This window comes from Salinisphaera orenii subsp. orenii MK-B5, from assembly GCF_003788635.1.
Classification (GTDB): domain Bacteria; phylum Pseudomonadota; class Gammaproteobacteria; order Nevskiales; family Salinisphaeraceae; genus Salinisphaera; species Salinisphaera orenii.
In genome coordinates, this window is record NZ_AYKH01000004.1 from 30,364 (window position 1) to 52,482 (window position 22,119).

Genomic DNA, 22,119 nt, shown 5'->3' on the forward strand with positions numbered 1-22,119 from the left:
ACCGATCACAGCAGCACGGCCGGCTTCGACCGGCCGGATGGATCCACTCCGGGGGAAGACATGGCGAATACGCCCGAGGCCGGCGCCAACGATTATCGCTTCAGGCTGCGCGACGGGCTGCTGGGGGCCCAGATGTTGTTCGTGGCTTTCGGCTCGCTGGTGCTGGTGCCGCTGCTCACCGGGCTCGATCCGAACGTGGCGCTGTTCACGGCCGGCCTGGGCACGCTGGTCTTCCAGGTCGTCACCCGCGGTCGCGTGCCGGTGTTTCTCGGGTCGTCGTTCGCCTTCATCGCGCCGATCCTCTACGGGGTCGAGACCTGGGGCATACCGGGCACGCTGTGCGGCCTGATCGCGGCCGGGCTGGTCTACATCGCGCTGAGTCTGGTCATCCGCTGGCGCGGCGTGGGCGTGGTCACGCGCCTGCTGCCGCCGATCGTCACCGGCCCGGTGATCATGGTCATCGGGCTGGTTCTGGCGCCGGTGGCGGTGAATCTGGCCACCGGTCACAACGGCGACGGCAGCGTCGTGCGAGTCGCCGAGCCGCTGGCGCTGGTGGCAGCCGGCGTGTCGCTCGCGGTGACCGTGGCCGTGTCGCTGCTGGGGCGCGGGTTCCTCTCGCTGGTGCCGATTCTCTGCGGCGTGCTCGCCGGCTACCTGGTCAGCCTGCCCCTGGGGCTGGTGGATCTGGCGGCCATCGCCGAGGCGCCGTGGTTCGCGGCGCCGGAATTCGTCGCCCCGAGCTGGAACGGGCAGGCCGTGCTGTACATGATACCGGTGGCGATCGCCCCGGCGATCGAGCATTTCGGCGACATCATCGCCATCCGTTCGGTCACCGGGCGCGACTATCTCAAGGACCCGGGTGTGGATCGCACCATGCTCGGCGACGGCCTGGCGACCTCGCTGGCCGGGTTCATGGGCGGGCCGCCCAACACCACCTATTCGGAGGTCACCGGCGCGGTGACGCTGACGCGCGCCTTCAATCCGGCGCTGATGACCTGGGCCGCGGGCTTCGCCATCGCCTTTGCCTTCGTCGGCAAGCTGGGGGCGCTGCTGGCCAGCATTCCGACGCCGGTGATGGGCGGCATCATCGTGCTGCTGTTCGGCGCGATCGTGGTCGTGGGCATGAACAGCCTGATGCGCTCCGGCGAGGATCTCACCGAGCCGCGTAATCTCGCCGTGGTGGGCCTCGTCCTGATCACCGGCATCGGCGGGCTGAGCTTCTCGGCGGGCGATTTCACGCTGGAGGGCATCGCGCTCGCCGGCGTGCTCGGCGTGGTGCTGAATCTCGTCCTGCCGCAGACGCGCCGCGGCGACTGAGGCGACGACTCAGCCGCTCGCACTCGCCGGTGCGGGCGGATTGCGATAGCGCATGAACACCAGCACGCCGGCCAGCACCGCCGCGCCGCCGATGTAGTGGCTGGCCTGCGGCAGCGTGCCGAACATGAGCCACGCCAGGGCCGAGGCGCCGATCGGCTCGCAGAGGATCACCACGGAGATCACCGTGGCGCTGACGTAGCGCATGCTCCAGTTGAACACCGAGTGGCCGAGCAAGGTGGGGAATACGGCCAGGGCCACGAACACGCCCCAGTCGGCACCGGCGAAGCCCGTCAGCGGTACGCCCGCGACCGCGCAGTAGCCCAGCAGCACCACCGCCGCGGTGGCGTAGACCACGAACGTGTAGGCATTGAGCGACAGATGCTGACGGGCGCGATAGCCGGCGAAGAAGTAGCCGGTGGCGAGTGCGGCGCCGAGCAGGGCCAGCGCGTCGCCGAGCAGCGCCATGCCCGAGACCGCGATATCGCCCCAGCCGATCACCATGGCGCCGGCGATCGAGAGCAAAGCGCCGGCGAACGCTCGGGGGCGCAGCCGCTCGCCGAACATGAAATAGGCGAGCACGAAGGCGAACAGCGGCTGCAGGGTCGCCAGCGTTACCGAGCTGGCGACCGTGGTGTAGTCCAGCGACACGAACCAGGCCAGGAAATGAAAGCCGAGCAGTGTGCCCGCGGCCAGGCAGTGCAGCAGGTCGCTGCGGCGCATGCCGGCGAGCTCGCCGCGGTGGGCCAGCGCCACGACCGGCAGCAGCAGCAGGGTGGAGAAGAGCATGCGATAGGCCGCGACCGCCGCGGCCGGCGCCTCGGCGAGCTTGACCAGCGGCGCCGAGGCCGAGACCCCGAGGACCGCCACGAACAGGGCGAAGGGGACTTTCCAGGTGTTGTGTTCGGACATGGCGCGGGCCGCTTGCGGCATCGGCCGGCGCCGGCCGCGGTCAGGACCGGGGCCCGCGCCGGCGGCGGGCGGGCCTCGTGTCGGCGGCGTTGTCGCCCGGCACCGGGCGTGGGTGGCGGTCTACTTCACGACATCGGCGATGGCGTTGCAGACGTAGTCGAGATTGGCCCGGTTGAGCCCCGCCACGTTGGCGCGGCCGGACTTGACCATGTAGATGCTGTGCCGGTCGCGCAGCGCCTCCACGTGTTCCGGCTGCAGGCCGGTGAACGAGAACATGCCGCGCTGATCGGCGACGTGGGCGAAGCGCTGGTCGAGGCCGTGCGGCGCCAGCGCCTTGACGAAATCGCTGCGCAGGTTGTTGATGCGGCTGCGCATCTCGTCGAGTTCCTCGCGCCACATCGCGGTCAGCTCCTCGGACTCGAAGATGGTGGCCACGATCGCGCTGCCGTGGGCCGGCGGATTGGAGTAGTTCTCCCGCGCGGTGATCGCCAGCTGCGAGCGCACGTCGGCCATGTCCTCGGCGTCCTTGGCGATCGCGATGAAGCAGCCGGTGCGCTCGCGATAGATGCCGAAGTTCTTCGAGCAAGACTGGGTGATCAGCATCTCGTCGAGATGCTCGGCCAGCAGCCGCACGCCGTAGGCGTCCGCCTCCAGCCCGTCGCCGAAGCCCTGGTAGGCGAAGTCCACGAGCGGCAGCAGTTCACGCTCCTGAACGACCGACAGCACCTGCTGCCACTGTTCGGCGGACAGATCGAAGCCGGTCGGATTGTGGCAGCAGGCGTGCAGCAGCACGACGTCGCCCTGCGGGATCTGTTTGAGCGCGGCCAGCATGCCGTCGAAATCGAGCCGGTTGTCGGCGTCGACGTAGGGGTAGGACTGCATGTCGAGACCGGCCGCCCCGAACACGCCCTTGTGGTTCGGCCAGGTCGGGTCCGACAGCCAGATCGACTTGCCCGGCAGCTGTGCGGCGATGAAGTCCGCGGCCAGGCGCAATGCGCCGGTGCCGCCCGGGGACTGGGTCGCGCTCGCGCGGTTGTCGGCCAGCACCGCGCTGTCGGTGCCGAGCAGGGTCTCGAGCACATGCCGGCCGTAGTCGGGATCGCCGTGGGAGCCGATGTAGGCCTTGGTCGCCTCGGTGTCGACCAGCCGCTGCTCGGCCGCCTTGACCGCGCGCATGATCGGCGTGCTGCCGTCCTCGTCGCGGTAGACGCCGACGCCCAGATCCACCTTGTCGGGATTGGGGTCGTCCTTGAACGCCTGGATGAGCCCGAGAATCGCGTCTCCGGGCACCCGCTCGATCGCTTCGAACATGCGCTTTCGTTCCTCGTTGAATGCGTGCCCGCGCGGGCCGGGCGCCGCCTGTGTTCGGTTCGTAGTCTAACCGCTCGCCGAGGCGGTTGCCGAGCGCGCCGGGTCGTGATCTGACCCACCGCCGGCGCGAGACTGGGCACATGACCGACACCGCCCATCTCGAGGATCTCAACGAACGCCAGCGCAGTGCGGTGACCTTCGGCCGGCCCGATACCGCCGCGGGGCTGACCAGCGATCCGCTGCTGGTGATCGCCGGTGCGGGGACCGGCAAGACGCAGACGCTGTCGCACCGCGCGGCCCATCTGGTGCTGTCCGGCGTGGACGCGCGCCGGATTCTGCTGCTGACCTTCTCCCGGCGCGCGGCCGAGGAGATGACCCGGCGTGCCCGCGGCATCTGCGACGCCGCGCTGGCGGCGCGCGGGCGTCGCGGTCAGGCCGTGTCGCTGCCCTGGGCGGGCACGTTTCACGCGATCGGCGCCCGCCTGTTGCGCGAATACGCCCCGGCGCTCGGCCTGAGTCCGAACTTCTCGATCCTGGACCGCGCGGACGCGGCCGATCTGATCGATGTCTGCCGTCAGCACCTCGGTCTCGCGCTGCGCACGCGCCGTTTTCCGCGCAAGGACACGTGTCTCGCCATCTACTCCCAGGTCGTCAATCGGCGGGCCAAGCTCGCGGCCGTGCTCGAGACGCGTTTTCCCTGGTGCGTGGCCCATCACGATGCGCTCAAGCGGCTGTTCGCGCACTACACCGAGCGCAAGCAGCATCTGGCGCTGCTCGACTACGATGATCTGCTGCTCCACTGGGCGCTCATGATGCGCGAGCCGGGGTTGGCGGCCGGTCTGGCCGCGCGCTTCGATCACGTGCTCGTCGACGAGTACCAGGACACCAATCTGCTGCAGGCCGAGATCCTGCGCGGCCTGGCGCCGACCGGCGCCGGGTTGTGCGTGGTCGGCGACGACGCCCAGGCCATCTACGGCTTCCGGGCCGCCGATGTCGACAATATTCTCGGCTTCGCGGACCAGTACGCCGGTGCGCGCGTGGTGCGGCTGGAGCGCAACTATCGTTCGACCCAGGCGATCCTGGATGCCGCCAACACGATCATGGCCGACGCCGCGCGGCGCTACGACAAGCAGCTCGCGAGCACGCGCGGCGCCGGGCTGCGACCGCGTCATATCATCGCCCACGACGGTGCCGACGAAGCCCGCCACGTGATCGAGCAGGTGCTGGCCCGGCGCGAGACCGGCGTGGCCCTCAAGCAGCAGGCGGTGCTGTTTCGCAATGCCCACCACGCCAACGAGGTGGAGATCGAACTGGTCCGGCGCGACATCCCCTACCGCAAGTACGGCGGCCTGAAGTTTCTCGACGCCGCCCACGTCAAGGACCTGCTGGCGCTGGTGCGCTGGGCGGCCAACCCGGCAAACCAGATCGCGGTCTTCCGCGCGCTGCAGATCGTGCCCGGCGTCGGCCCGGCCTCGGCCCAACGCGCGTTCGAACGGCTGGAGGCCGACGACTGGTCGCTGGCGAAGCTCGGTCGGCAGCCGGCGCCCCGGCAGGCCGACGCCGAGGCCTGGTGCGCGCTGGTGGATACCGTGGCGGCTCTGGCGGACGGCGCGGGGGGCTGGCCGGCGACGCTGGAACCGGCGGCGGAATGGCTCAAGGCGCAGTTGCCCGACCGCTACGAGGCGCCGACCACGGCGCGCGCCGGCGACATCGACGATCTGGTGCGCATCGCCGCTCGCTACCGCGACCGGGACCGGTTTCTCACCGAGCTCACGCTCGATCCGCCGGCGGCCACCGGCGACCACAACGACGACGCCCACCTCGACGACGATTATCTGGTGCTGTCGACCGTGCACAGCGCCAAGGGGCGGGAGTTCGACAGCGTCTATCTGCTGCACGTGGCCGACGGCACCTTCCCGAGCGAGTACGCCGCGCGCTCGCCGGCCGACCTCGAGGAGGAGCGCCGGCTGCTGTACGTGGCCTTCACGCGGGCGCGGAACGTGCTGGAGGTGGTCTCGCCGCTGCGCTACCACGTGACCGAGCAGCGCCGGCTGGGCGATCGCCACGTCTACGGCGCGATCAGCCGCTTCATGACCCCCGCGGTACGTGCCTGTTTCAGTGCCCGCGATGCCGGCACGCCGGTCGACGCCCCGGTGTCGGCCGCCGCACCCGCCTCGCTGCGCGCGGCTCTCGACGTCGGCGCGGCCGCGCGCCGTCTCTGGGACTGAGACGCTCGGCTCAGGCCGGATCGGGCAGCCGGCCGCGCACTCCGGGCGCCGCCTCCGGTGCGGGCTGTTCCGGCATGCCGCGGCCGCCGCTCAGACGCTCGGCGAGCCCCATGCGCGCACGCCGGGTCGGGGCCTCGTGTCGCAGCGGGCTGTCGAGATAGCTGATGCGGTTGCGCGCCGGCTGCGGGTCGTCGAGCCCGGGGCTCAGATGCAGACCGACGGCGGTGCGGATCAGGCTGCTGGGGCGGCCGCCGTAGCGGTTCAGACGGTTGCGCAGGTTGGAATCCTCGCCGCCGCAGCCGACGAAGCGCTCGTCGAACCCGTTGACGCCGAACAGCAGGCCGCGGTCGACCGAGAAGTTGCCGCCGAGCAGTCTCGGGCGCATCGTCTTGCGGCAGAGCATGTGGAAACGGGCCCGGGCGGCGCGCTTGAACAGGTAGCGCCGCTGCGCGCCCACCAGGGCGGCCCGGCGGTCGTCCAGCCGGTCGCCGTCGGCGCGCAGTGCGTACAGATCGAGACTGTCGCGGCGATCGAGGCGGACGTAGTCGCCGACCGCGTATCCCATCGGCCGATAGCTGGCGCGGTGGCGCTCGATCCAGTCGGGTGACGGTATGACGTCGCCGTCGAGGAACAGCAGCTGCTGGCCGCGACTGGCGAGGATCGCGCCGTTGAGCGCCACGGTCTTGCGAAAGCCCTCGTCGGGCTGGGTCAGCACACGGATCGGCGGTAGCGCCGGATGCGCCGCGAACCGCTCGATCGCCGCGAACGTCGGCGGCTGCGAGCCGTCGTCGGCGATGATGATCTCGTCGGCACGCCAGCTCTGTCGCGTGAGCGCATCGAGCACCAGCGCCAGCGATCGGGGCTGATTGTAGGACGACACGATCAGGCTGATGGACTCGGGGCGGCCCCGGTGGGCCAGCGTGCACGGGTTATCCTGCGGGCGCCGATGACGGGTCACTTCGATCCTTTCTGATTCTGCCATGAATCATGAAAGACCTTGATCCGTTCTATGGGTTCCTTAGAGTTAATTGATTCGATAAAAAATAATTTATTTCATTGAGATGAAACAATACGTAGATATGTGAACGATTCGTTTAATTGCCTTGACGAGGCGTTTCAGGTGGTATTTTGAGAATTAAATAATCATGTCTTTACCCTTTCCTGAGTAATATTAATTATTCGTTAGTCTGGAATTAACGCGACGCTGGCGCATCGTCTTGTTCCGCGATGTCCTCATGCCAAAGCGACGGCTTGTCCGCCATGAAGCGCTGCATGAGAGTGCGGCAGTCGTGGTCGTTCAGAACACTGACCTGCACGCCGCGTTCGGCCAGCAGATCCTCCTCGCCCATGAAGCTCTCGTGTTCGCCGATCACGACCCGGGGAATGCCGTAGAGCAGAATCGCGCCCGTGCACATGGCACAGGGCGAGAGCGTGGTGTAGAGGGTGACGTCGCGGTAGAAGGCGCCAGGCTGTCGACCCGTGGCCTCCAGTGCGTCCATCTCGGCGTGGAGGATGGCGCTGTCGCGCTGAACGCGCCGGTTGTGGCCGGCACCGACGATCTCGCCGTCGCGCACCAGCACGCAGCCGATCGGCACGCCGCCCTCGTCGTGGCCACGCCGCGCCTCGGCCAGAGCCTCGGCCATGAATGTGGAATCGTTCATCGTGTCGCTGCGTCCAAAAGTCCGATTCTAGAGTTGTCGACGACGCGCGGCGAGCGCCGCAGGGCACGCCTGCGTAGTTGCCCGGGTAGGCAGGCGCGCGCGATCGGGCTACAAAAGGAGGTCGAAACGCCCGCGCGATGGAGGGGCCCATGGCCCGCGATGACAAGCTCCGGCAGTATCGTGATCGACGCGACCCCGAGCGCAGCCCCGAGCCGCGCGGCGAGTCGGGGCGTAGCGCGAAGGACGGGGCGCCGATCTTCGTGATCCAGAAGCACGACGCCTCCACGCTGCACTACGACTTCCGGCTCGAGATCGACGGCGTGCTCAAGTCCTGGGCCGTGCCCAAGGGCCCGTCGACCGACCCGCGCGACAAGCGCCTCGCCGTCGAGACCGAGGACCACCCGCTCGACTACGCCGATTTCGAGGGCACCATTCCCGACGATCAGTACGGCGGCGGCACCGTGGTGGTCTGGGACACGGGCACGTTCGACAACGCCAAGCGCAACGGCGACGGCGAGATCGAAAAGACCTTGGCGGACTGCTTCGACGACGGCCATCTCACGGTCACGCTGTACGGGCACAAGATCGCCGGCGGCTACTCGCTCACCCATTTCCGTACCGAGAAGGGCAAGCGCCAGTGGCTGCTGGTCAAGATGGACGACGACCGCGCCGACGCGCGCCGCAACCCGGTCAGCACCGAGCCGGCGTCGGTGATCAGCGACCGCGAACTGCGCGACATCGCCCGCGACGAGGGCCACGGCAATGACTGACTGGTGCGACGAGTTGCCCGACCACGTCCTCGAGGCGGCGCGGCGCTCGCGCATGCCCCGGCATTTCGAGCCGATGCTGGCCACGCTGGCCGATATGCCGTTCTCCGACGACGACTGGCTGTTCGAGCGCAAGTTCGACGGCATCCGGCTGCTGGTGTTTCGTGACGGCGATCACGTCGAGCTGCTCACCCGCAACGGCCAGTCGCGCAACGATCATTTCCCGGAGCTCGTGAATGCGTTCGCGGGCCAGCCGCACCGGCGCTTCGTGCTCGACGGCGAGGTCGTGGCCTTCGCCGGGCGCGTGACGAGTTTCGCGCGGCTGCAGCAGCGCGCCGGCATCAGCGATCCGCAGGCCGCACGCGACAGCGGTATCGCGATCCATTTCTATGTCTTCGACTGCCCCTGGCTGGACGGGATCGATCTGCGCCGGGTCGCCCTGCGCGATCGCAAGAGCCTGCTGCGCCGGCATTTCAGCTTCGGCGGCCGGCTGCGCTATGCCGCCCACCGCAACGGCGTCGGCGAGGCCTATCACGCCGAGGCCTGTCGCAAGGGCTGGGAGGGCGTGCTCGCCAAGCAGGCCGACAGCCCGTATCGGCGCGGGCGCTCCCAGCGCTGGCTCAAGCTCAAGTGTAGCCAGGGCCAGGAGCTGGTGATCGGCGGCTACACCGAGCCGCAGGGCAGCCGCAGCGGCTTCGGCGCGTTGCTCGTGGGCTACTACGAGGACGATGCGCTGCGCTACGCGGGGCGTGTCGGCACCGGTTTCGACGAGGCGGAACTCACGCGCCTGCATGACGTGCTGGCGTCCCTCGAACGGGCCACGCCGCCATTCGCGGATGCGCCGAGCGAGCGCGGCGTGCACTGGGTCGAGCCCGAACGCGTGGCCGAGGTCGCGTTCACCGAATGGACCGAGGACGGGCGCCTGCGCCACCCCAGCTATGTCGGTGAGCGCGACGACAAGGACCCGCGCGAGGTCGTGCGCGAAGTCGCCCCGGCGCGCACCTGAGGAGTCCGCCATGCGTATCCAGATCGACAACGCCGACAAGACGTTCTTTCCCGAGGCCGGCTACAGCAAGGGCGATCTGGCCGACTACTACCGCCGCATCGCGCCGACGATGCTGCCGCATCTCGAGGATCGGCCGCTCACCCTGCATCGTTTTCCCGACGGCATCGACGGCGTGAACTTCATCCAGAAGAGCGTCGCCGATCACTACCCGGACTGGATCGAGCGCGTGACCGTCGACAAGGAGGACGGCCGCATCACCCACGCGCTGGCCAACGACGCCGATGCGCTTGTCTGGCTGGTGGACCAGGCCGCGATCGCCTTTCACGTGTGGCTGTCGCGCCATGATCGCCCGCATCATCCGGACCGGCTGATCTTCGATCTGGATCCGGCGGACGACGATTTCGCGCTCGTGGTCGACGCCGCCAGGGCGGTGCGCGAGCGCCTTGCCGCGCTCGATCTGAGCGCGTTCGTGATGACCACCGGCTCGTCCGGCCTGCATGTCGTCGTGCCGCTGGATCGCAGCGCGGATTTCGACGCCGTGCGCGATTTCGCCGAGCGGGTGGCCGAGCGGCTCGCCGACGCGCGCCCCGACGATTTCACCACCGCCCATCGCAAGGCCAAGCGCGGCGGGCGGCTGTATCTGGATATCCGCCGCAACGCCTACGCCCAGACCGGCATCGCGCCGTATTCGGTGCGCGCCAAGCCGGGCGCGCCGATCGCCACGCCGCTGGCCTGGGACGAGCTCGGCGACGCCAAGCTCGGCCCGCGCCGTTTCCATATCGGCAATATCTTTCGCCGGCTGGCCCAGCGCGACTGCCCCTGGGCCGATATCGACCGCCATCGCCAGAGTCTGGCCCGGGCCGCCGACCGGCTCGAGCGCGCCTGAACCGCCAGGACGTAACGGGCCCGGCACGCGTGCGGCGCGCCGGGCCCGGTCTGACTGGTCAGGCGTCGTCGAAGGAAGCGATTACGGCTCCTGTTCGAGTTTGGCGAAGTAGAACAGCCCGGAGCCGATGCCGATCGCCACCAGCGCGAGCATCACCCCGAACAGCGGCCAGGCGCCGAAGTTGTAGATCACCGGCAGGGCGAGGCCGGTGACCAGTCCGCCGCCGAAGAACGGCTCGAACACCATCTGCTTGTAGCCGAACGCCTCGTAGGCCGGCGTCTTGTTGTCCGGATCGGCGATCTTCATGAGGATCAGCCCGGTCGCGGTCACGCCCATGGACTGGCCGATATCGCCGATACCGCGCTCGAACCAGTACTTGGGGATGATGCGCGGCGCCAGCCACAGGAACATGCCCACGTTCCAGGCGATGCCGGCGAGCCCGAGCAGGACGAATGGCACCAGGTTGTCGGCGATCACCTTCAGCGACAGGCTGGCGATCGCGGCCGCGATGAGCAGATCCAGCGCAAAGCCCTGGATGCGCACCATCAGGTCGCGATCGAGCAGGTTGTGCCGGTCGAAGCGCGAGAGCAGCTGCTGGACCACCAGTCCGCCGATCATGGCCAGCGGAAACAGCGGCACCGCGCCGAGCAGCTCCACCCCGTTCTCGCCGGCGCCCCAGGTCACGCTCTCGACCCAGGCCATCGCCTCCAGAAAGCCGAGGCCGATGAGGATCGCCATGGCGATGAATGCGAAGTGCAGGGTCAGCGGCTCGATCGATTCCGAGCGCACCGTCATGCCGCCGGCGGAAAGCGGACGCTCGTCCTCGCTGACCAGTCCGCGGCGTTGATGGTGTGGAATGCTGTCGACGGCCTTGTCCAGCACCGCGCTCTTGCCGGTGCGCACGCCCCAGTTGATCAGGATGATGCCGAACACGATGCCCGAGATCACGCCGACCGTGGCCATGCCCACGGCCAAATCGGCGCCGTCGGCGAAGCCCAGCTCCGCGAAGGTTTCCTGCAGGCCGGCGGCGGTGCCGTGGCCCCCCTCGAAGCCGATCTCGATGAGCGCGCCGGCCATCAGCGGCAGGCCGAAGAAGGGCGCGAGGATGAAGGCGGCGATGAGGATGCCGATCACGTACTGGCCGGCGCCCAGGGTCACGCCGAAGGCAAGCTGCGGGCCGGCCAGGCCCCAGACCCGTTTCCATTTGGGCAGCGGCACGCCGAGCAGCAGGGTGGCGAAGACCACGTTGATGAGCAGGCCCGGCAGGTCGCTCCAGACGTCGAGCATCGATTCCGGAATCGCGCCCTGGGCGAGCGGCGCCTCCTCGCCGCCGACCGTACGCATGATCGCGCCAAGCACGCCGGGGCCGAGCAGCAGCCCGATCGCACCGGCCAGAATCGAGGCGGGCAGAAACAGCTGCTGGGCGGGGCGCCAGTGCATGCGCATCCATTTGCCGGCGTACAGCAGGATCGCCAGCATCAGCAGGGAAAAACCAATCCAGTCGGCAGTCATAGTCGGACCCTCTCACGATGTCGTGTACCGAAAGATCGTCTGCCGTGGACGACAGACACCGGTCGGGTCGCTGCATCCGCCCCCGAATGCCACACAGCTGATTCAACGACAGCGCTCATCCGCGGATGGCGGGCCGAAAAATCCCCCTGGCCCCAGAGTAGTCCGATTGCCTCGCTCCGGGAATACGCGTTCGATAAAGCAAGATGCCGGCCATGCCGATCGGCGGGATGCCGGCGCGCCCGGCATATGCGGCCCGCGGCCCGCGCACGATCGCCGGCCGCCGATCGTCTGCCGCAACCGCGCCGACGCGACGCCCGCCCGGTCGATGGCGGCTTCAGCGCACCAAGTCGGTGAACAGGCCCTCGATCAGTGCGCACAGCGTGTCCGGGCTGATCTCGATCTCCAGGCCGCGCCGGCCGCCGCTGACGAAAATCGTGTCGAACGCCTGCGCCGAGGTGTCGATGACGCTGCGCAGCGCTGTCTTCTGGCCCAGCGGGCTGACCCCGCCGAGCACGTAGCCGGTGGTCTTCTCGACCCGGGCGCGATCGGCCATGAAGGCCTTCTTTGCACCGATGGCGCGGGCCAGGCTCTTCATGTGTAGGCGATGCGACACCGGGACCACGGCGGCGACCAGTTCGTGCGTGTCGAGTTCGGCGATCAGCGTCTTGAACACGCGTTCGGCGGGCACGCCGAGCTGCGCCGAGGCGTCGATGCCGTAGTCGCTGGCGGCGCGCGCAGGCTCGTAGCCGTGCACCGCATGCTCGATGCCGAGTTGGTCGAGCCGCTGGATGGCGGGTGTCATCCGGGCCGGCGGTCAGCCGCCGATATAGGACATCTCGACCTTGCCGTCGGCGCCGCCGTCGCGGCGGGCGGTCTCCTCGCCGCGGCGTTCGGAGTAGCGGTCGTCGCGGGCCTGCCAGATGCCGGCGAGCATGTCGGCGAGTTCGGCGTCGCTGGCGCCCTCACGCAGCGGCGTGCGCAGGTCGCGGCCGTGCACGCCGAACAGGCAGGTATAGAGTTCGCCGATCGCGGACAGGCGCGCGCGCGAGCAGCCGCCGCAGAAGGGCTGGCTCACCGAGGCGATGATCCCGATCTCGCCGGCGCCGTCGTCGAAGACCCAGCGGTTGGCGGTCTCGCCGGCCACCTTGGCGGGCAGGCGCGTGACGGCATGGCGCGTACGGATCGTGTCCACGATCTCGCGCGCGGTGACGACTTCTTCCATGCGCCAGCCGTTGGAGGTGCCGACGTCCATGAACTCGATGAAGCGCAGCACCACGTCGCTATGCCGGAAATGCTCGACCATCGGCAAGATCTGGTCTTCGTTGACGCCGCGCTGGATCACGCAGTTGACCTTGACCGGCGTCAGGCCCGCGGCCCTGGCGTTGTCGATGGCGGTGAGCACTTTCGAGGCCGGATAGCCGACATCGTTGATGGCCTTGAAGACGTCGTCGTCGATGGCGTCGAGGCTGAGGGTGACGCGGTTGACGCCGGCGGCGGCGAGTTCGCGCGCGCGTTGTTCGGTGAGCAGCGAGCCGTTGGTGGTCAGGCAGATGTCGTCGATGCCGTCGATCGCGGCCAGCCGCGCGATGAGCATGTCGATATCGCGGCGCAGCAGCGGTTCGCCGCCGGTCAGGCGCAGTTTGCGCACGCCCAGGCCGGCCGCGATGCGCGCCAGGCGCTCGATCTCGTCGAAATCGAGCAGTTCGCGCCGGGGCAGGAACAGGTGCTCGCTGCCGAACAGTTCCCGCGGCATGCAGTAGGTGCAGCGGAAGTTGCAGCGGTCGGTCAGCGAGATCCGCAGGTCCTGCAGCGGGCGGTCGTAGGTGTCGTGAACAGCGGTCATGGGTGACGCCGTTTGATGGATTGATCCTGATGACATGATCGGGCCTGTGGCGTCGACTCACAACCCTGGCCCCGGTCGGCGCGTTCGATTCCGCCCGGGGCCGGCCGCCGAGATCGACCGGTAATACCCCGCCGGGTATAATCCGGAAACGTTGAGTCCACGTATGATGGGGACCCATCCCGGGGCCCGCTGGAGCCGCGTCCGATGTCTCTCGATCCGGAAATCCTGTCCCGTGTTCAGTTCGCCTTCGTGGTGTCGTTCCACATTCTGTTCCCGGCCTTCACCATCGGCCTGGCGAGCTGGCTGGCGATGTGCGAGGGGCTGTACCTGTGGACCCGGCGCGACGTGTATCGGCGCCTGTATCACTTCTGGGTCAAGATCTTCGCGGTCTCGTTCGGCATGGGCGTGGTCTCGGGCATCGTCATGAGCTTCCAGTTCGGGACCAACTGGTCCCGATTCGCGGAGGCCACCGCGCCGGTGCTGGGGCCGTTGTTCACCTACGAGGTGCTCACCGCCTTCTTCCTGGAGGCGACCTTCCTCGGCATCATGCTGTTCGGCTGGAACAAGGTGGGGCCGAAGCTGCACTTCATCGCCACGGTGACGGTGGGGCTGGGCACGACGCTGTCGGCGTTCTGGATCCTGTCCGCCAATTCGTGGATGCACACGCCGGCGGGCTTCGAGATCCGCGACGGCGTGTTCTACCCGGTGGACTGGTGGAAGATCGTATTCAACCCGTCGTTCCCCTATCGGCTGGTGCACATGGTGCTGGCCGCCTATCTGACCACCGCCTTCGTGATCCTCGCGGTGGGGGCCTGGTACCGGCTCAAGGGCACTGCGCACGAGTCCGCCCGGGTCATGCTGACGATGGGCGTCGGGTTCGTGTCCATCGTCACGCCGCTGCAGATCCTGGCCGGTGATCTGCACGGGCTGAAGACACTGGAGTATCAGCCGGCCAAGATCGCGGCGATGGAAGCCCACTGGGAGACCGAGCGCGGCGCGGCGCTGGCGCTGTTCGCCTGGCCGGACGCCGAGGCCGAGACCAATCACTACGAAATCGCCCTGCCGAACGTGGCGAGCCTGATCCTGACCCACGAGTGGAACGGCGAACTCACCGGGCTGAAGGAGTTCCCCCGCGACGAGCGGCCGCCGGTGGCGCCCATCTTCTTTTCGTTCCGGATCATGGTAGGGCTCGGGCTGCTCATGCTGGTCGCGGGGGTGACCGGCCTGTGGCTGGCGTTCCGGCGCCGGCTGTACGATTCCCCGCGCTATCACCGTTTTCTGGTGGCGATGGCGCCTTCGGGTTTCGTGGCCGTGCTGGCGGGCTGGATCACCACCGAGATCGGGCGCCAGCCCTACACCGTCTACGGGCTGATGCGCACCTCCGACTCGCTGTCGCCGGTGGCCGCGCCGAGTGTGGCGGCCACGCTGGTCACCTTCGTGGTGGTCTACGGCATCGTCTTCGGCGCCGGGCTCTACTATATTCTGCGGATCATCCGCACCGGTCCGGAGCGCCGCCCCGACGCGACCCAGTCCGAGACGCCCGCCACCCCGGCGCGGCCGCTGGCCTATCCCGACGAGTCGACGAGCGAGACATGACCACTACGATCGATCTCCTGCCGCTGGTCTGGTTCGGCATCATCGGCTTCGGCGTGTTCATGTACGTGCTGCTCGACGGGTTCGTACTGGGCATCGGCATCCTGTCCGGGTTCGCCCACGGCGAGTACGAGCGCGACATCATGATGAACTCGGTGGCGCCGATCTGGGACGGCAACGAGACCTGGCTGGTGCTCGGCGGCACCGGCCTGCTCGCGGCGTTCCCGGCCGCCTACACTGTGCTGCTGCCGGCGCTGTATCTGCCGCTGTCGCTCATGCTGATCGCGCTGATCTTCCGCGGCGTCGCCTTCGAGTTCCGCTTCAAGGCCGAGCGCAAGTTCGGCTGGAACACCGCCTTCAACCTCGGCTCCATCGTGGCCACCTTCTGCCAGGGTGTGACCCTGGGTGCGATCGTGCAGGGCGTGGCGACGGACGGCGCGCAGTACGTGGGCGGCGTGTTCGACTGGCTGTCGCCGTTCTCGCTGCTGACCGGGGTGTCGCTGGTGGTGGGCTATGCTCTGCTGGGTGCGACCTGGATGGTGATGAAGACCGCCGGCAACCTGCAGCAGAAGGCCTACGGCTGGAGCCGCATGCTCCTCACCGGCGTGATCGTCTGCATGGCGTTGGTCAGCCTGTACGTGCCGTTTCTCGACGGCGACTACGCCCAGCGCTGGTTCGGCCTGCCGCATGCGTTGCTGCTGGTGCCGTTCCCGCTGGCCGCGGTCGCGGTCTCCTACGCGCTCTACGCCAGCGTGCTGCGGCGGTCCGAATACTGGCCGTTTTTGCTCTCGCTGGCCATGTTCGCCGTTGGCTACGGGGGGCTGGCGGCCAGTTTCTGGCCGCATATCATCCCGCCCGATCTGACCATCTGGAACGCCGCGGCGCCGCCCGAGAGCCAGCGATTCCTGCTCGTGGGCATGGTCTTTCTGCTGCCGTTCATCCTGTTCTACACCGGCTGGTCGTACTGGATTTTCCGCGGCAAGGTCAGCCGGGACATGGGTTATCACTAGCCCGCGCTTCGGAGTGTTCGTATGGGCGAAACCACACGCCGGCTGCTCTGGTTCGTCGGCCTCGCCGTGGCCAGTCTGGCCGTCTGCGGCACGGCGGCATTCGTCTTCCGCGAGTTCATCTTCTTCGTGCTCGCGCACTGAATCCCCTGCCGGTTTCCGCGGAGACGGTTCGCCCTCATGAAGACAGAGGCGCACGCCGGGCGGTGGACGCTGGCGGATCTCATCGATTTCGAGGTCGAGCTCGCCCGCGGCGTCGCGCCCGACCCGCATGAGCGCATGGTGTTCGCCCGGGACGTTCGCCCGCGACTGCCGGGCGGCGACGAGCGGGCGCGGCGCCGCGCCGGGCTGCGCGCCTGGCTCGAAAGACGGCGTGCCGACGCCGCACTCGCACCCGGCGCGCTATGGCTGCGCGGGCTGCGGCTGGCGCGGCTGCTGCTGTTCGGGCTGATGGCGGTGAGCGCGTTCGCGCTCATTGGCGGGCTGGTGGCCGGCAACGCGCAGGCCGTGCACGTGATCGTGTTCGCGGGTGCCACGCTGGTGCTGCCGTGGCTCGTATTCGTCGCCGTGCTGGTCGCGCGTCTGGCCGGTCGGCGCACGGGTGCCGGGCTGGAGGCGGGGGTCGGCGCGGTGACGGCGCTCGCCGGGCGGCTCGGCGGTGATGCCTCGCGGACCGCGGCCCTGCGCGATGCCCGCCTGCTCGACAGCGGGGGCGCGCGGGTGTTCACGTCGGCGCTGTCCGGCACGCTGCAGTGGGGCGGGCTGGGCTTCGCCACCGGTCTGGTGCTCGCCTTCGCGGGGGCGCTGCTGGTCTACGACGTGCGTTTCTACTGGGAGGCCACGCCACAGACCGGCGCCCTGGTCGAACGCGTGGTCGAGGGCGCGGCGGCGCCCTGGGCCTGGGCCTGGCCGGCCGCCCGGCCGGATCCGGCCACCATCGAGGCCAGCCGTGCACGCTTTGCCGAAGGGGTCCGGCAAGTGCCGGGCGGTGCGGCGGTGGTGGGCCCGTGGTGGCGCTTTCTGCTGATGGCGCTGCTGGTCTGGGGCGTGTTGCCGCGTCTTCTGCTGCTGGCGGCGACGGAATGGCGCCAGCGGCGGGCGCTGGCCGCGCTCGACTTCCAGGCGCCGCGGCATCGGGCACTCTGGCGCGGCCTGACCGCGGTCGAGCGGGGGGCGGTCGCCCCGGCCGCCGCCGACGGCGCGCTGGTGCTGGATGTCGGCGGTCATGGCGTGCGCGGGGCCGACGTGCGCGGGTTCCTGCTGCGTGGCCTGCGCGTGAATCCCGAAGCCGATCATCGGGTCAATGTCCTCGACGACGAGGCCGAAGCCGCGGCCGAAGCCGCCCTCGGCACCGACCCGGACCATGTCGTGCTCCTCGTAGAGGACTGGGGCCTGTCGCCGCGCCAGGCCGCGAGCCTGCAGGCCCGTCTGCGTGCGCGCCTGGGCCCGCGCACGCCGTTGACTTGGGTCGTGTTCGCGCGTAGCGAGGGGCGGCCGGCGCCGCCGGCGCCGGCGCATCTGGAGCGCTGGACGGCCTTCATCGACGGCCTGCGCGATCCGGCCACCGAGGTCGCGGCTTATGCCCCGGAGCGCTGACATGGCCGAGCCGCACGAGTGGGTGACGCCGTCCGTGCCGTGCTTCGCGGTGGTGGGCAAGGTCAACATGGGCAAGTCCGCCGTGCTCGCGACGCTGCTTGAGGAGGACGATGACCGCATCATCCGCATCTCGCCCGAGCCCGGCGAGACCACCCGCTGCCAGCGCCTGTCGCTGGTGCTCGACGGCGTCGAGCGGCTGCGCTTCATCGACACGCCCGGCTTCCAGCAGCCGATCGAGGCGCTGCGCGCGATCCGTGCGCTCAACGAGGACGCGCGCACCGCGCCGGGATTGGCGACGCTGCGCCGTTTCGTCGAGGCCTATCGCGGCACGCACGAATTCGAGGACGAATGCCGGCTGCTCGAACCGCTGATCGAGGGCGCGGGGATCGTCTACGTCATCGATCCGGACGTACCGGTCTATGACAGCTTTCTCGCCGAGATCGAGATCCTGCGTTTCTCCGGCCGCGCCCGGCTGGCCGTACTCAACGTGCACGGCGACGACGCGGCACGCGACACGCCGCAGCGGGACGAATGGCGCGAGCATCTCGGCAAGGCCTTCAATCTCGTGCGCGTCTTCGATGCCCATCAGGCGCGTTTCGCCGCGCGCCGCGACCTGCTCGCCGCGCTCAATCAGATCGACGAGCGTGATCGCGACCATCTGGAGGCCACCACGGCCCTGCTCGACGCGGAATGGGTCCAACGGCGCGAGCGTGCCGCCGAGCATATCCAGTCGTTTCTGCGTGCCGCGCTCACCCGGCGCGAGAGCGCGAGCTTCGCCGAGGACGGGCCGACGCCTGTCGCCGACCGGCACGCCGCGGTCGAACGGGCGACCCGGCATTACTTCGAGGCGATCGCGGCACTCGAGCGCGAGACCGCGGACGCGCTGCTCGATCTCTATCGCCATCACGCGGTACGCGCCGAGGCGCGGGCCGGCTTCGGCGACGACCTCGATCTGGCCAGCGACGAGACTTGGCGCCGGCTCGGCCTGACGCGGCGTCAGCTTACGGTGGTCGGGGCTGCGGTCGGTGCCGGCGCGGGTCTCGGGGTGGACGCGATGACGCTTGGCCACAGTCTGGGCGTCGGCGCGTTGCTCGGCGGGCTCGGCGGCGGCGCGCTCGCCTTCTTCAAGGGCGAAGCACTGCCCACGCTCAAGCTCGATTTCGCACCGCGCGGTGTCTTCGGCGGCCGGCGCATCACGCTCGGTCCGCCCCGCAATCCGAACTTCGCCTGGGTGCTGCTGGATGCCAGTCTGATCCGCTATCGCCAGGTGCTGTTGCGCGCCCACGCCCGCCGCGGCGAAACCCGCCTCGCGGCCACGCTGGAGCACGCCGAGGGCATCGCCCAGAACATGCCCTCCGCGCGCCAGAAGACGCTGGCGCGCTGGTTTCGGGCCGTGGCCCGCGATCGCGACGAATCCGTCTACAGCGGCGAGGCGCTGACCGCGCTGATCGATACCCTCGCCGACGTCGAGCGCGACTGCTAACGGCAGGGAGCCGGGGCATGCGAACGGTCTCTTTTCGGGGAACGTCGGTCCGCCTCATGCGACAGGCCTGGCTCTGACGCCGCGCGCATCCGGACCTTGGACGTTGTTCCGTGGCTCGTGGTTGCCGCCATGGAACAAAGGTCCGATTTCAGGGGCCGGGATGCCGGAATCGTCCCCAGCCCGTGTCCGCTTATCGATGATGGTTTTCGAGATGGCCGTCATCGTTGCACCGACAGGCGCTCCTGCCGGTGCGGTGCAATCGGTTCAGCCTCGGGCCCGGTGGTCGGCGGCTCGCTGCGCGGCTCTCGATGGCGTATTGATCCGCGGTGTCATGCGGCTGGCCGCTGGCGACTGCGTCCGACGCTAAGCGGTGGTGTGATCCCGACTGCGAAAGCCGCGGCAGGCGGTGCCATCGTTGACCGGGTCCGGCCCTCGCCGCGTCGGGCTATCAGTCCGCGCCGTCGGTCTGGGCATCCACAGCCCGCTGGATGCGCTCGAAGCTGACACCGCCCGAGAAGAGGCGGTTGCCCACGAGGATGGTCGGTGTGGCGCGCAGGCCGATGGCCTTGCCGGCCTCCAGATTCTGCGCGATCACGTCGTCGGTCGCGCCCTGGGCCAGGCACTGCTCCAGGCGGTCGGCGTTGACGCCGGTCTCCACGGCCATGTCCAGGAACAGGCTGGTGGGATCGCCGGCCTGGGCCCACTCGCTCTGGGTCTCGAACAGGCGGTCGTGATAGGCCCAGAACCGGTCCTGACGCGCGGCGCAGCGCGCGGCCGAGGCCGCCTGCCGGGCGTGATCGTGCATCGGCAGAGGGAAATCGAAGAACACGAAGCGAGCCTCGCCGGCGTCCACGAGGTCTTCGCGGATCTGCTTGGCGACGGGCGCGAACGAGGCGCAGGCCGGGCACTGATAGTCCGCGAATTCGCGGATGGTGATCGGGGCATCGGCATCGCCCACGCTCACTCCCAGGTCATCGAACTCTTCATTGAAACGGGCGAGCGTGTCGGAGTCGACCTCACGGGTGTTGTCGTTGCCGGTGCGGGTGGGCGTATCCGAGCCGCTCTGGACGCTGATGACGATGAGGGCGAGCACGATCAGTCCGCCCAGGATGAGGGCGGGCATGAACAGCACGCCAAACAGACTGGACCGGCCGTTGTTCTGACTCATGCGGCGGCTCCTTGTGCCGACGGGTGAAGATCAGCCCGGATCATACCGCGGCCCGGCGTTCGATCAATGATGGAGAACGCCCGGGGCAGCCTGAACGGCCGTCACGGATCGTCGGTCGGCATACGGCCCGTCGGCGCGCTCCGGGAAGTTTTGCGGGCCGGTTCCCGCGCACAAAGGACGAGGGGCCGTGGCCCCTCGTCCTGCAACCCGGTCATGCGGAACGCCGTGTGGCGATCAGTTGGTCGCGTCCTCGGCGGAATTCTCCATGGCGTCGGCCGAGTCGTCGACGGCGTCAGCCGCATCTTCGCTCTGACCCTGGGCGCGATCGATCAGGTTGTTCGTGCCTTCCTTGAGCTCTGTCCAGGCATTGCTGGCGCTCTCTTTGGTCTGCTGCCAGGCGTCGACGGCCTGGGCCTGGGTGTTGTTCCACCAGCTGTCGTTGTAGACCGGATACTGCGAGATCGTGTCGGCGTCGCCTTCGATCGTCACACGGTATTCGGGCTCGGTGGCCTCGTCGCCTTCCATGGTTTCGACGCTCAACTGATCGGGCGCGACGACATACGATTTGCCGGCCAGGCCGAAGCTGTTCTCGGTCTCGACCACGAACGACTTGATGGTCATGTTGTTGTCGAACACGATGTCGTCGATCTCGCCGATCTCCTCGTCCGAGTTGCTCATGTAGACATCGGCATCGAGCAGCTGATCGGCCGAATAGACGCCGTCCGGCTGCTCCGCGAAGGCCGTCGTGCCGGCGCTGGCCAAGATAAGGCCGGTGACGCCGGCGAGCGTGGTGCGACGAATGTTCATGGGAATCTCCGGTTCCTCGAAATCACGTCCGCAAGGCTAGGCGAAGCCGATTAACATGCGCTTAAGCGTCTGATTCGTCGAAGTCCACGCCGATCGCTCCGTCGAGCGTGGCGCGGAAGCGCTCGATCAGCGGCGAGTGCGCATGGCCGGCGCGCGACAGGCACCACAGGGGCCGCTGCAGCGACAGGCCGGGCAGGTCGAGACACTGCACGCGGGCGTTGGCGCTGGCCTGTATGGCGGCCAGCCGGCTCACGCAGGCCAGGCCGGCGCCGGCCGCCACGGCGCGCACGATCGCGCCGCTGTCGTCGATGACCAGATGCGCCTGCGGAGCCGCCAGCCCTGCCAGAGCGAGGCTCTGTTCGAACACCGCCCGGGTGCCCGAGCCGGGCTCGCGGGCCACCCAGGGGTGGGCGGCGAGGTCGGTCGGCGATACCGCGGCCACCGGATAATCCGGCGGCGCGATGATCTGCAGCGTGTCGGTGCGCCAGGCGGCGGCGTGCAGGTCGTCGCGTGTCGGCGGGCCCTCGATGAAGCCGATATCGGCTTCGAGTGCGGCCACATGCGCCTCGGCCTGGCTGCTGTTGCCGGAGATCACGGCCAGGTCGAGCGCCGGGTGTTCGCGGCGTACGGCGGCGAGTGCCGACGGCAGAATGTAGCGGGCGATGGTGCTGGAGGCGGCGATCCGGATGTCGCCGGCCAGCACGGCATTGTCCGCCGACGGCCGCAGCCGGCCGGGGAGGGCGTCGAACTCGGCCATGGGCGCCGCGGCCAGCCGCAGCAGCTGGCGCGCCGCCGCGGTGGGCACGATCCGCCGGCCGTCGCGCTCGAACAGGGTGAGGTCCAGAGCGTCGGCCAGTTCGCGCAGCGCCTGGCTGACGGCCGCCTGGCTCAGGTGGAGCGTCGCGGCGGCCCGCTTGACCTGACCGGTGCGCACTACCGCCGCGAATATCTCGAGCTGGCGCAGGGTGAAGTGAAGCGTCGTCATGTCCGATGCCCCGATTCGGCGATGCCGAATCATGGAATAG

The 22,119-nt window shown here is 68.9% G+C and carries 19 protein-coding genes; 9 read left to right on the forward strand and 10 right to left on the reverse strand.

Annotated features, from left to right (window positions below):
• Positions 1–60: 60 nt before the first annotated feature.
• Entirely contained in the window at positions 61–1,317 is a 1,257-nt protein-coding gene (locus SAOR_RS03200; RefSeq protein ID WP_123630190.1) for a uracil-xanthine permease family protein, read from the forward strand.
• A 9-nt stretch (positions 1,318–1,326) separates the two neighbouring features.
• Here SAOR_RS03200 and SAOR_RS03205 read toward each other — a convergent pair whose 3' ends face one another.
• Together SAOR_RS03205 and SAOR_RS03210 are read right to left on the reverse strand one after the other, a co-directional pair.
• On the reverse strand, positions 1,327–2,226 hold the full coding sequence (locus SAOR_RS03205) for a DMT family transporter (protein ID WP_123630191.1): 900 nt from the start codon (positions 2,224–2,226) through the stop codon (positions 1,327–1,329).
• 120 nt (positions 2,227–2,346) lie between these two features.
• Positions 2,347–3,537 carry an amino acid aminotransferase gene (locus tag SAOR_RS03210; RefSeq protein WP_123630192.1) on the reverse strand — a complete coding sequence of 397 codons (1,191 nt, stop codon included), beginning with the start codon at positions 3,535–3,537 and terminating at the stop codon, positions 2,347–2,349.
• Between the two features lie 140 nt (positions 3,538–3,677).
• Here SAOR_RS03210 and SAOR_RS03215 point away from each other — a divergent pair, with 140 nt between their 5' ends.
• Positions 3,678–5,765, forward strand: coding sequence for an ATP-dependent helicase (locus SAOR_RS03215; RefSeq protein WP_123630193.1), 2,088 nt, complete (start codon positions 3,678–3,680; stop codon positions 5,763–5,765).
• Between the two features lie 10 nt (positions 5,766–5,775).
• Here SAOR_RS03215 and SAOR_RS03220 read toward each other — a convergent pair whose 3' ends face one another.
• Positions 5,776–6,747, reverse strand: a complete 972-nt coding sequence (locus SAOR_RS03220) for a glycosyltransferase (RefSeq protein ID WP_123630194.1) — start codon at positions 6,745–6,747, stop codon at positions 5,776–5,778.
• 211 nt (positions 6,748–6,958) lie between these two features.
• Complete coding sequence (locus SAOR_RS03225; RefSeq protein WP_123630195.1) at positions 6,959–7,426, reverse strand: nucleoside deaminase; 468 nt, start codon at positions 7,424–7,426, stop codon at positions 6,959–6,961.
• A gap of 149 nt (positions 7,427–7,575) precedes the next feature.
• Between SAOR_RS03225 and SAOR_RS03230 the strand changes: the two genes are divergently transcribed.
• From SAOR_RS03230 to ligD (SAOR_RS03240), 3 genes are read left to right on the forward strand one after another with little or no spacing between them, the layout of a single operon-like run.
• Entirely contained in the window at positions 7,576–8,196 is a 621-nt protein-coding gene (locus SAOR_RS03230; protein WP_123630196.1) for a DNA polymerase ligase N-terminal domain-containing protein, read from the forward strand.
• Positions 8,189–9,199 (forward strand): non-homologous end-joining DNA ligase, encoded by a 1,011-nt coding sequence (gene ligD / locus SAOR_RS03235; RefSeq protein ID WP_123630197.1) that lies wholly within the window; start codon positions 8,189–8,191, stop codon positions 9,197–9,199. The genes SAOR_RS03230 and ligD (SAOR_RS03235) overlap by 8 nt, the downstream gene beginning before the upstream one ends.
• Positions 9,200–9,209: 10 nt before the next feature.
• Positions 9,210–10,085, forward strand: a complete 876-nt coding sequence (ligD, locus tag SAOR_RS03240; protein ID WP_123630198.1) for a non-homologous end-joining DNA ligase — start codon at positions 9,210–9,212, stop codon at positions 10,083–10,085.
• A gap of 81 nt (positions 10,086–10,166) precedes the next feature.
• Here ligD (SAOR_RS03240) and SAOR_RS03245 read toward each other — a convergent pair whose 3' ends face one another.
• The 3 genes from SAOR_RS03245 to moaA all read right to left on the reverse strand — a co-directional run bounded on the left by SAOR_RS03245 (position 10,167) and on the right by moaA (position 13,440).
• Complete coding sequence (locus SAOR_RS03245; protein WP_123630199.1) at positions 10,167–11,597, reverse strand: sodium/glutamate symporter; 1,431 nt, start codon at positions 11,595–11,597, stop codon at positions 10,167–10,169.
• 334 nt (positions 11,598–11,931) lie between these two features.
• On the reverse strand, positions 11,932–12,399 hold the full coding sequence (gene ybaK / locus SAOR_RS03250) for a Cys-tRNA(Pro) deacylase (RefSeq protein ID WP_123630200.1): 468 nt from the start codon (positions 12,397–12,399) through the stop codon (positions 11,932–11,934).
• A gap of 12 nt (positions 12,400–12,411) precedes the next feature.
• Positions 12,412–13,440 (reverse strand): GTP 3',8-cyclase MoaA, encoded by a 1,029-nt coding sequence (gene moaA / locus SAOR_RS03255; RefSeq protein ID WP_123630201.1) that lies wholly within the window; start codon positions 13,438–13,440, stop codon positions 12,412–12,414.
• Between the two features lie 204 nt (positions 13,441–13,644).
• Between moaA and SAOR_RS03260 the strand changes: the two genes are divergently transcribed.
• The 4 genes from SAOR_RS03260 (at position 13,645) to SAOR_RS03275 (ending at position 19,119) form a co-directional block, all read left to right on the forward strand.
• Positions 13,645–15,036, forward strand: a complete 1,392-nt coding sequence (locus SAOR_RS03260; protein ID WP_123630202.1) for a cytochrome ubiquinol oxidase subunit I — start codon at positions 13,645–13,647, stop codon at positions 15,034–15,036.
• Positions 15,033–16,043 (forward strand): cytochrome d ubiquinol oxidase subunit II, encoded by a 1,011-nt coding sequence (cydB, locus tag SAOR_RS03265; protein WP_123630203.1) that lies wholly within the window; start codon positions 15,033–15,035, stop codon positions 16,041–16,043. Before SAOR_RS03260 ends, cydB begins: the two co-directional genes overlap by 4 nt.
• Positions 16,044–16,220: 177 nt before the next feature.
• The gene (locus tag SAOR_RS03270) at positions 16,221–17,636 is read left to right on the forward strand and encodes a DUF2868 domain-containing protein (protein ID WP_123590500.1); all 1,416 of its coding nucleotides are present in this window, start codon (positions 16,221–16,223) and stop codon (positions 17,634–17,636) included.
• Between the two features lies 1 nt (position 17,637).
• Complete coding sequence (locus SAOR_RS03275) at positions 17,638–19,119, forward strand: DUF3482 domain-containing protein (protein WP_123590499.1); 1,482 nt, start codon at positions 17,638–17,640, stop codon at positions 19,117–19,119.
• Between the two features lie 448 nt (positions 19,120–19,567).
• On the opposite strand, the gene SAOR_RS03280 is transcribed toward SAOR_RS03275, so the two are convergent.
• From SAOR_RS03280 to SAOR_RS03290, 3 genes are all read right to left on the reverse strand, one after another.
• Positions 19,568–20,287, reverse strand: coding sequence for a DsbA family protein (locus SAOR_RS03280; protein ID WP_123590498.1), 720 nt, complete (start codon positions 20,285–20,287; stop codon positions 19,568–19,570).
• A 234-nt stretch (positions 20,288–20,521) separates the two neighbouring features.
• Positions 20,522–21,094, reverse strand: a complete 573-nt coding sequence (locus tag SAOR_RS03285) for a PRC-barrel domain-containing protein (RefSeq protein WP_123590497.1) — start codon at positions 21,092–21,094, stop codon at positions 20,522–20,524.
• A gap of 61 nt (positions 21,095–21,155) precedes the next feature.
• Positions 21,156–22,079: a LysR family transcriptional regulator gene (locus SAOR_RS03290; RefSeq protein WP_123630204.1), complete on the reverse strand. Its 924-nt coding sequence runs from the start codon at positions 22,077–22,079 to the stop codon at positions 21,156–21,158.
• Positions 22,080–22,119 lie beyond the last annotated feature (40 nt).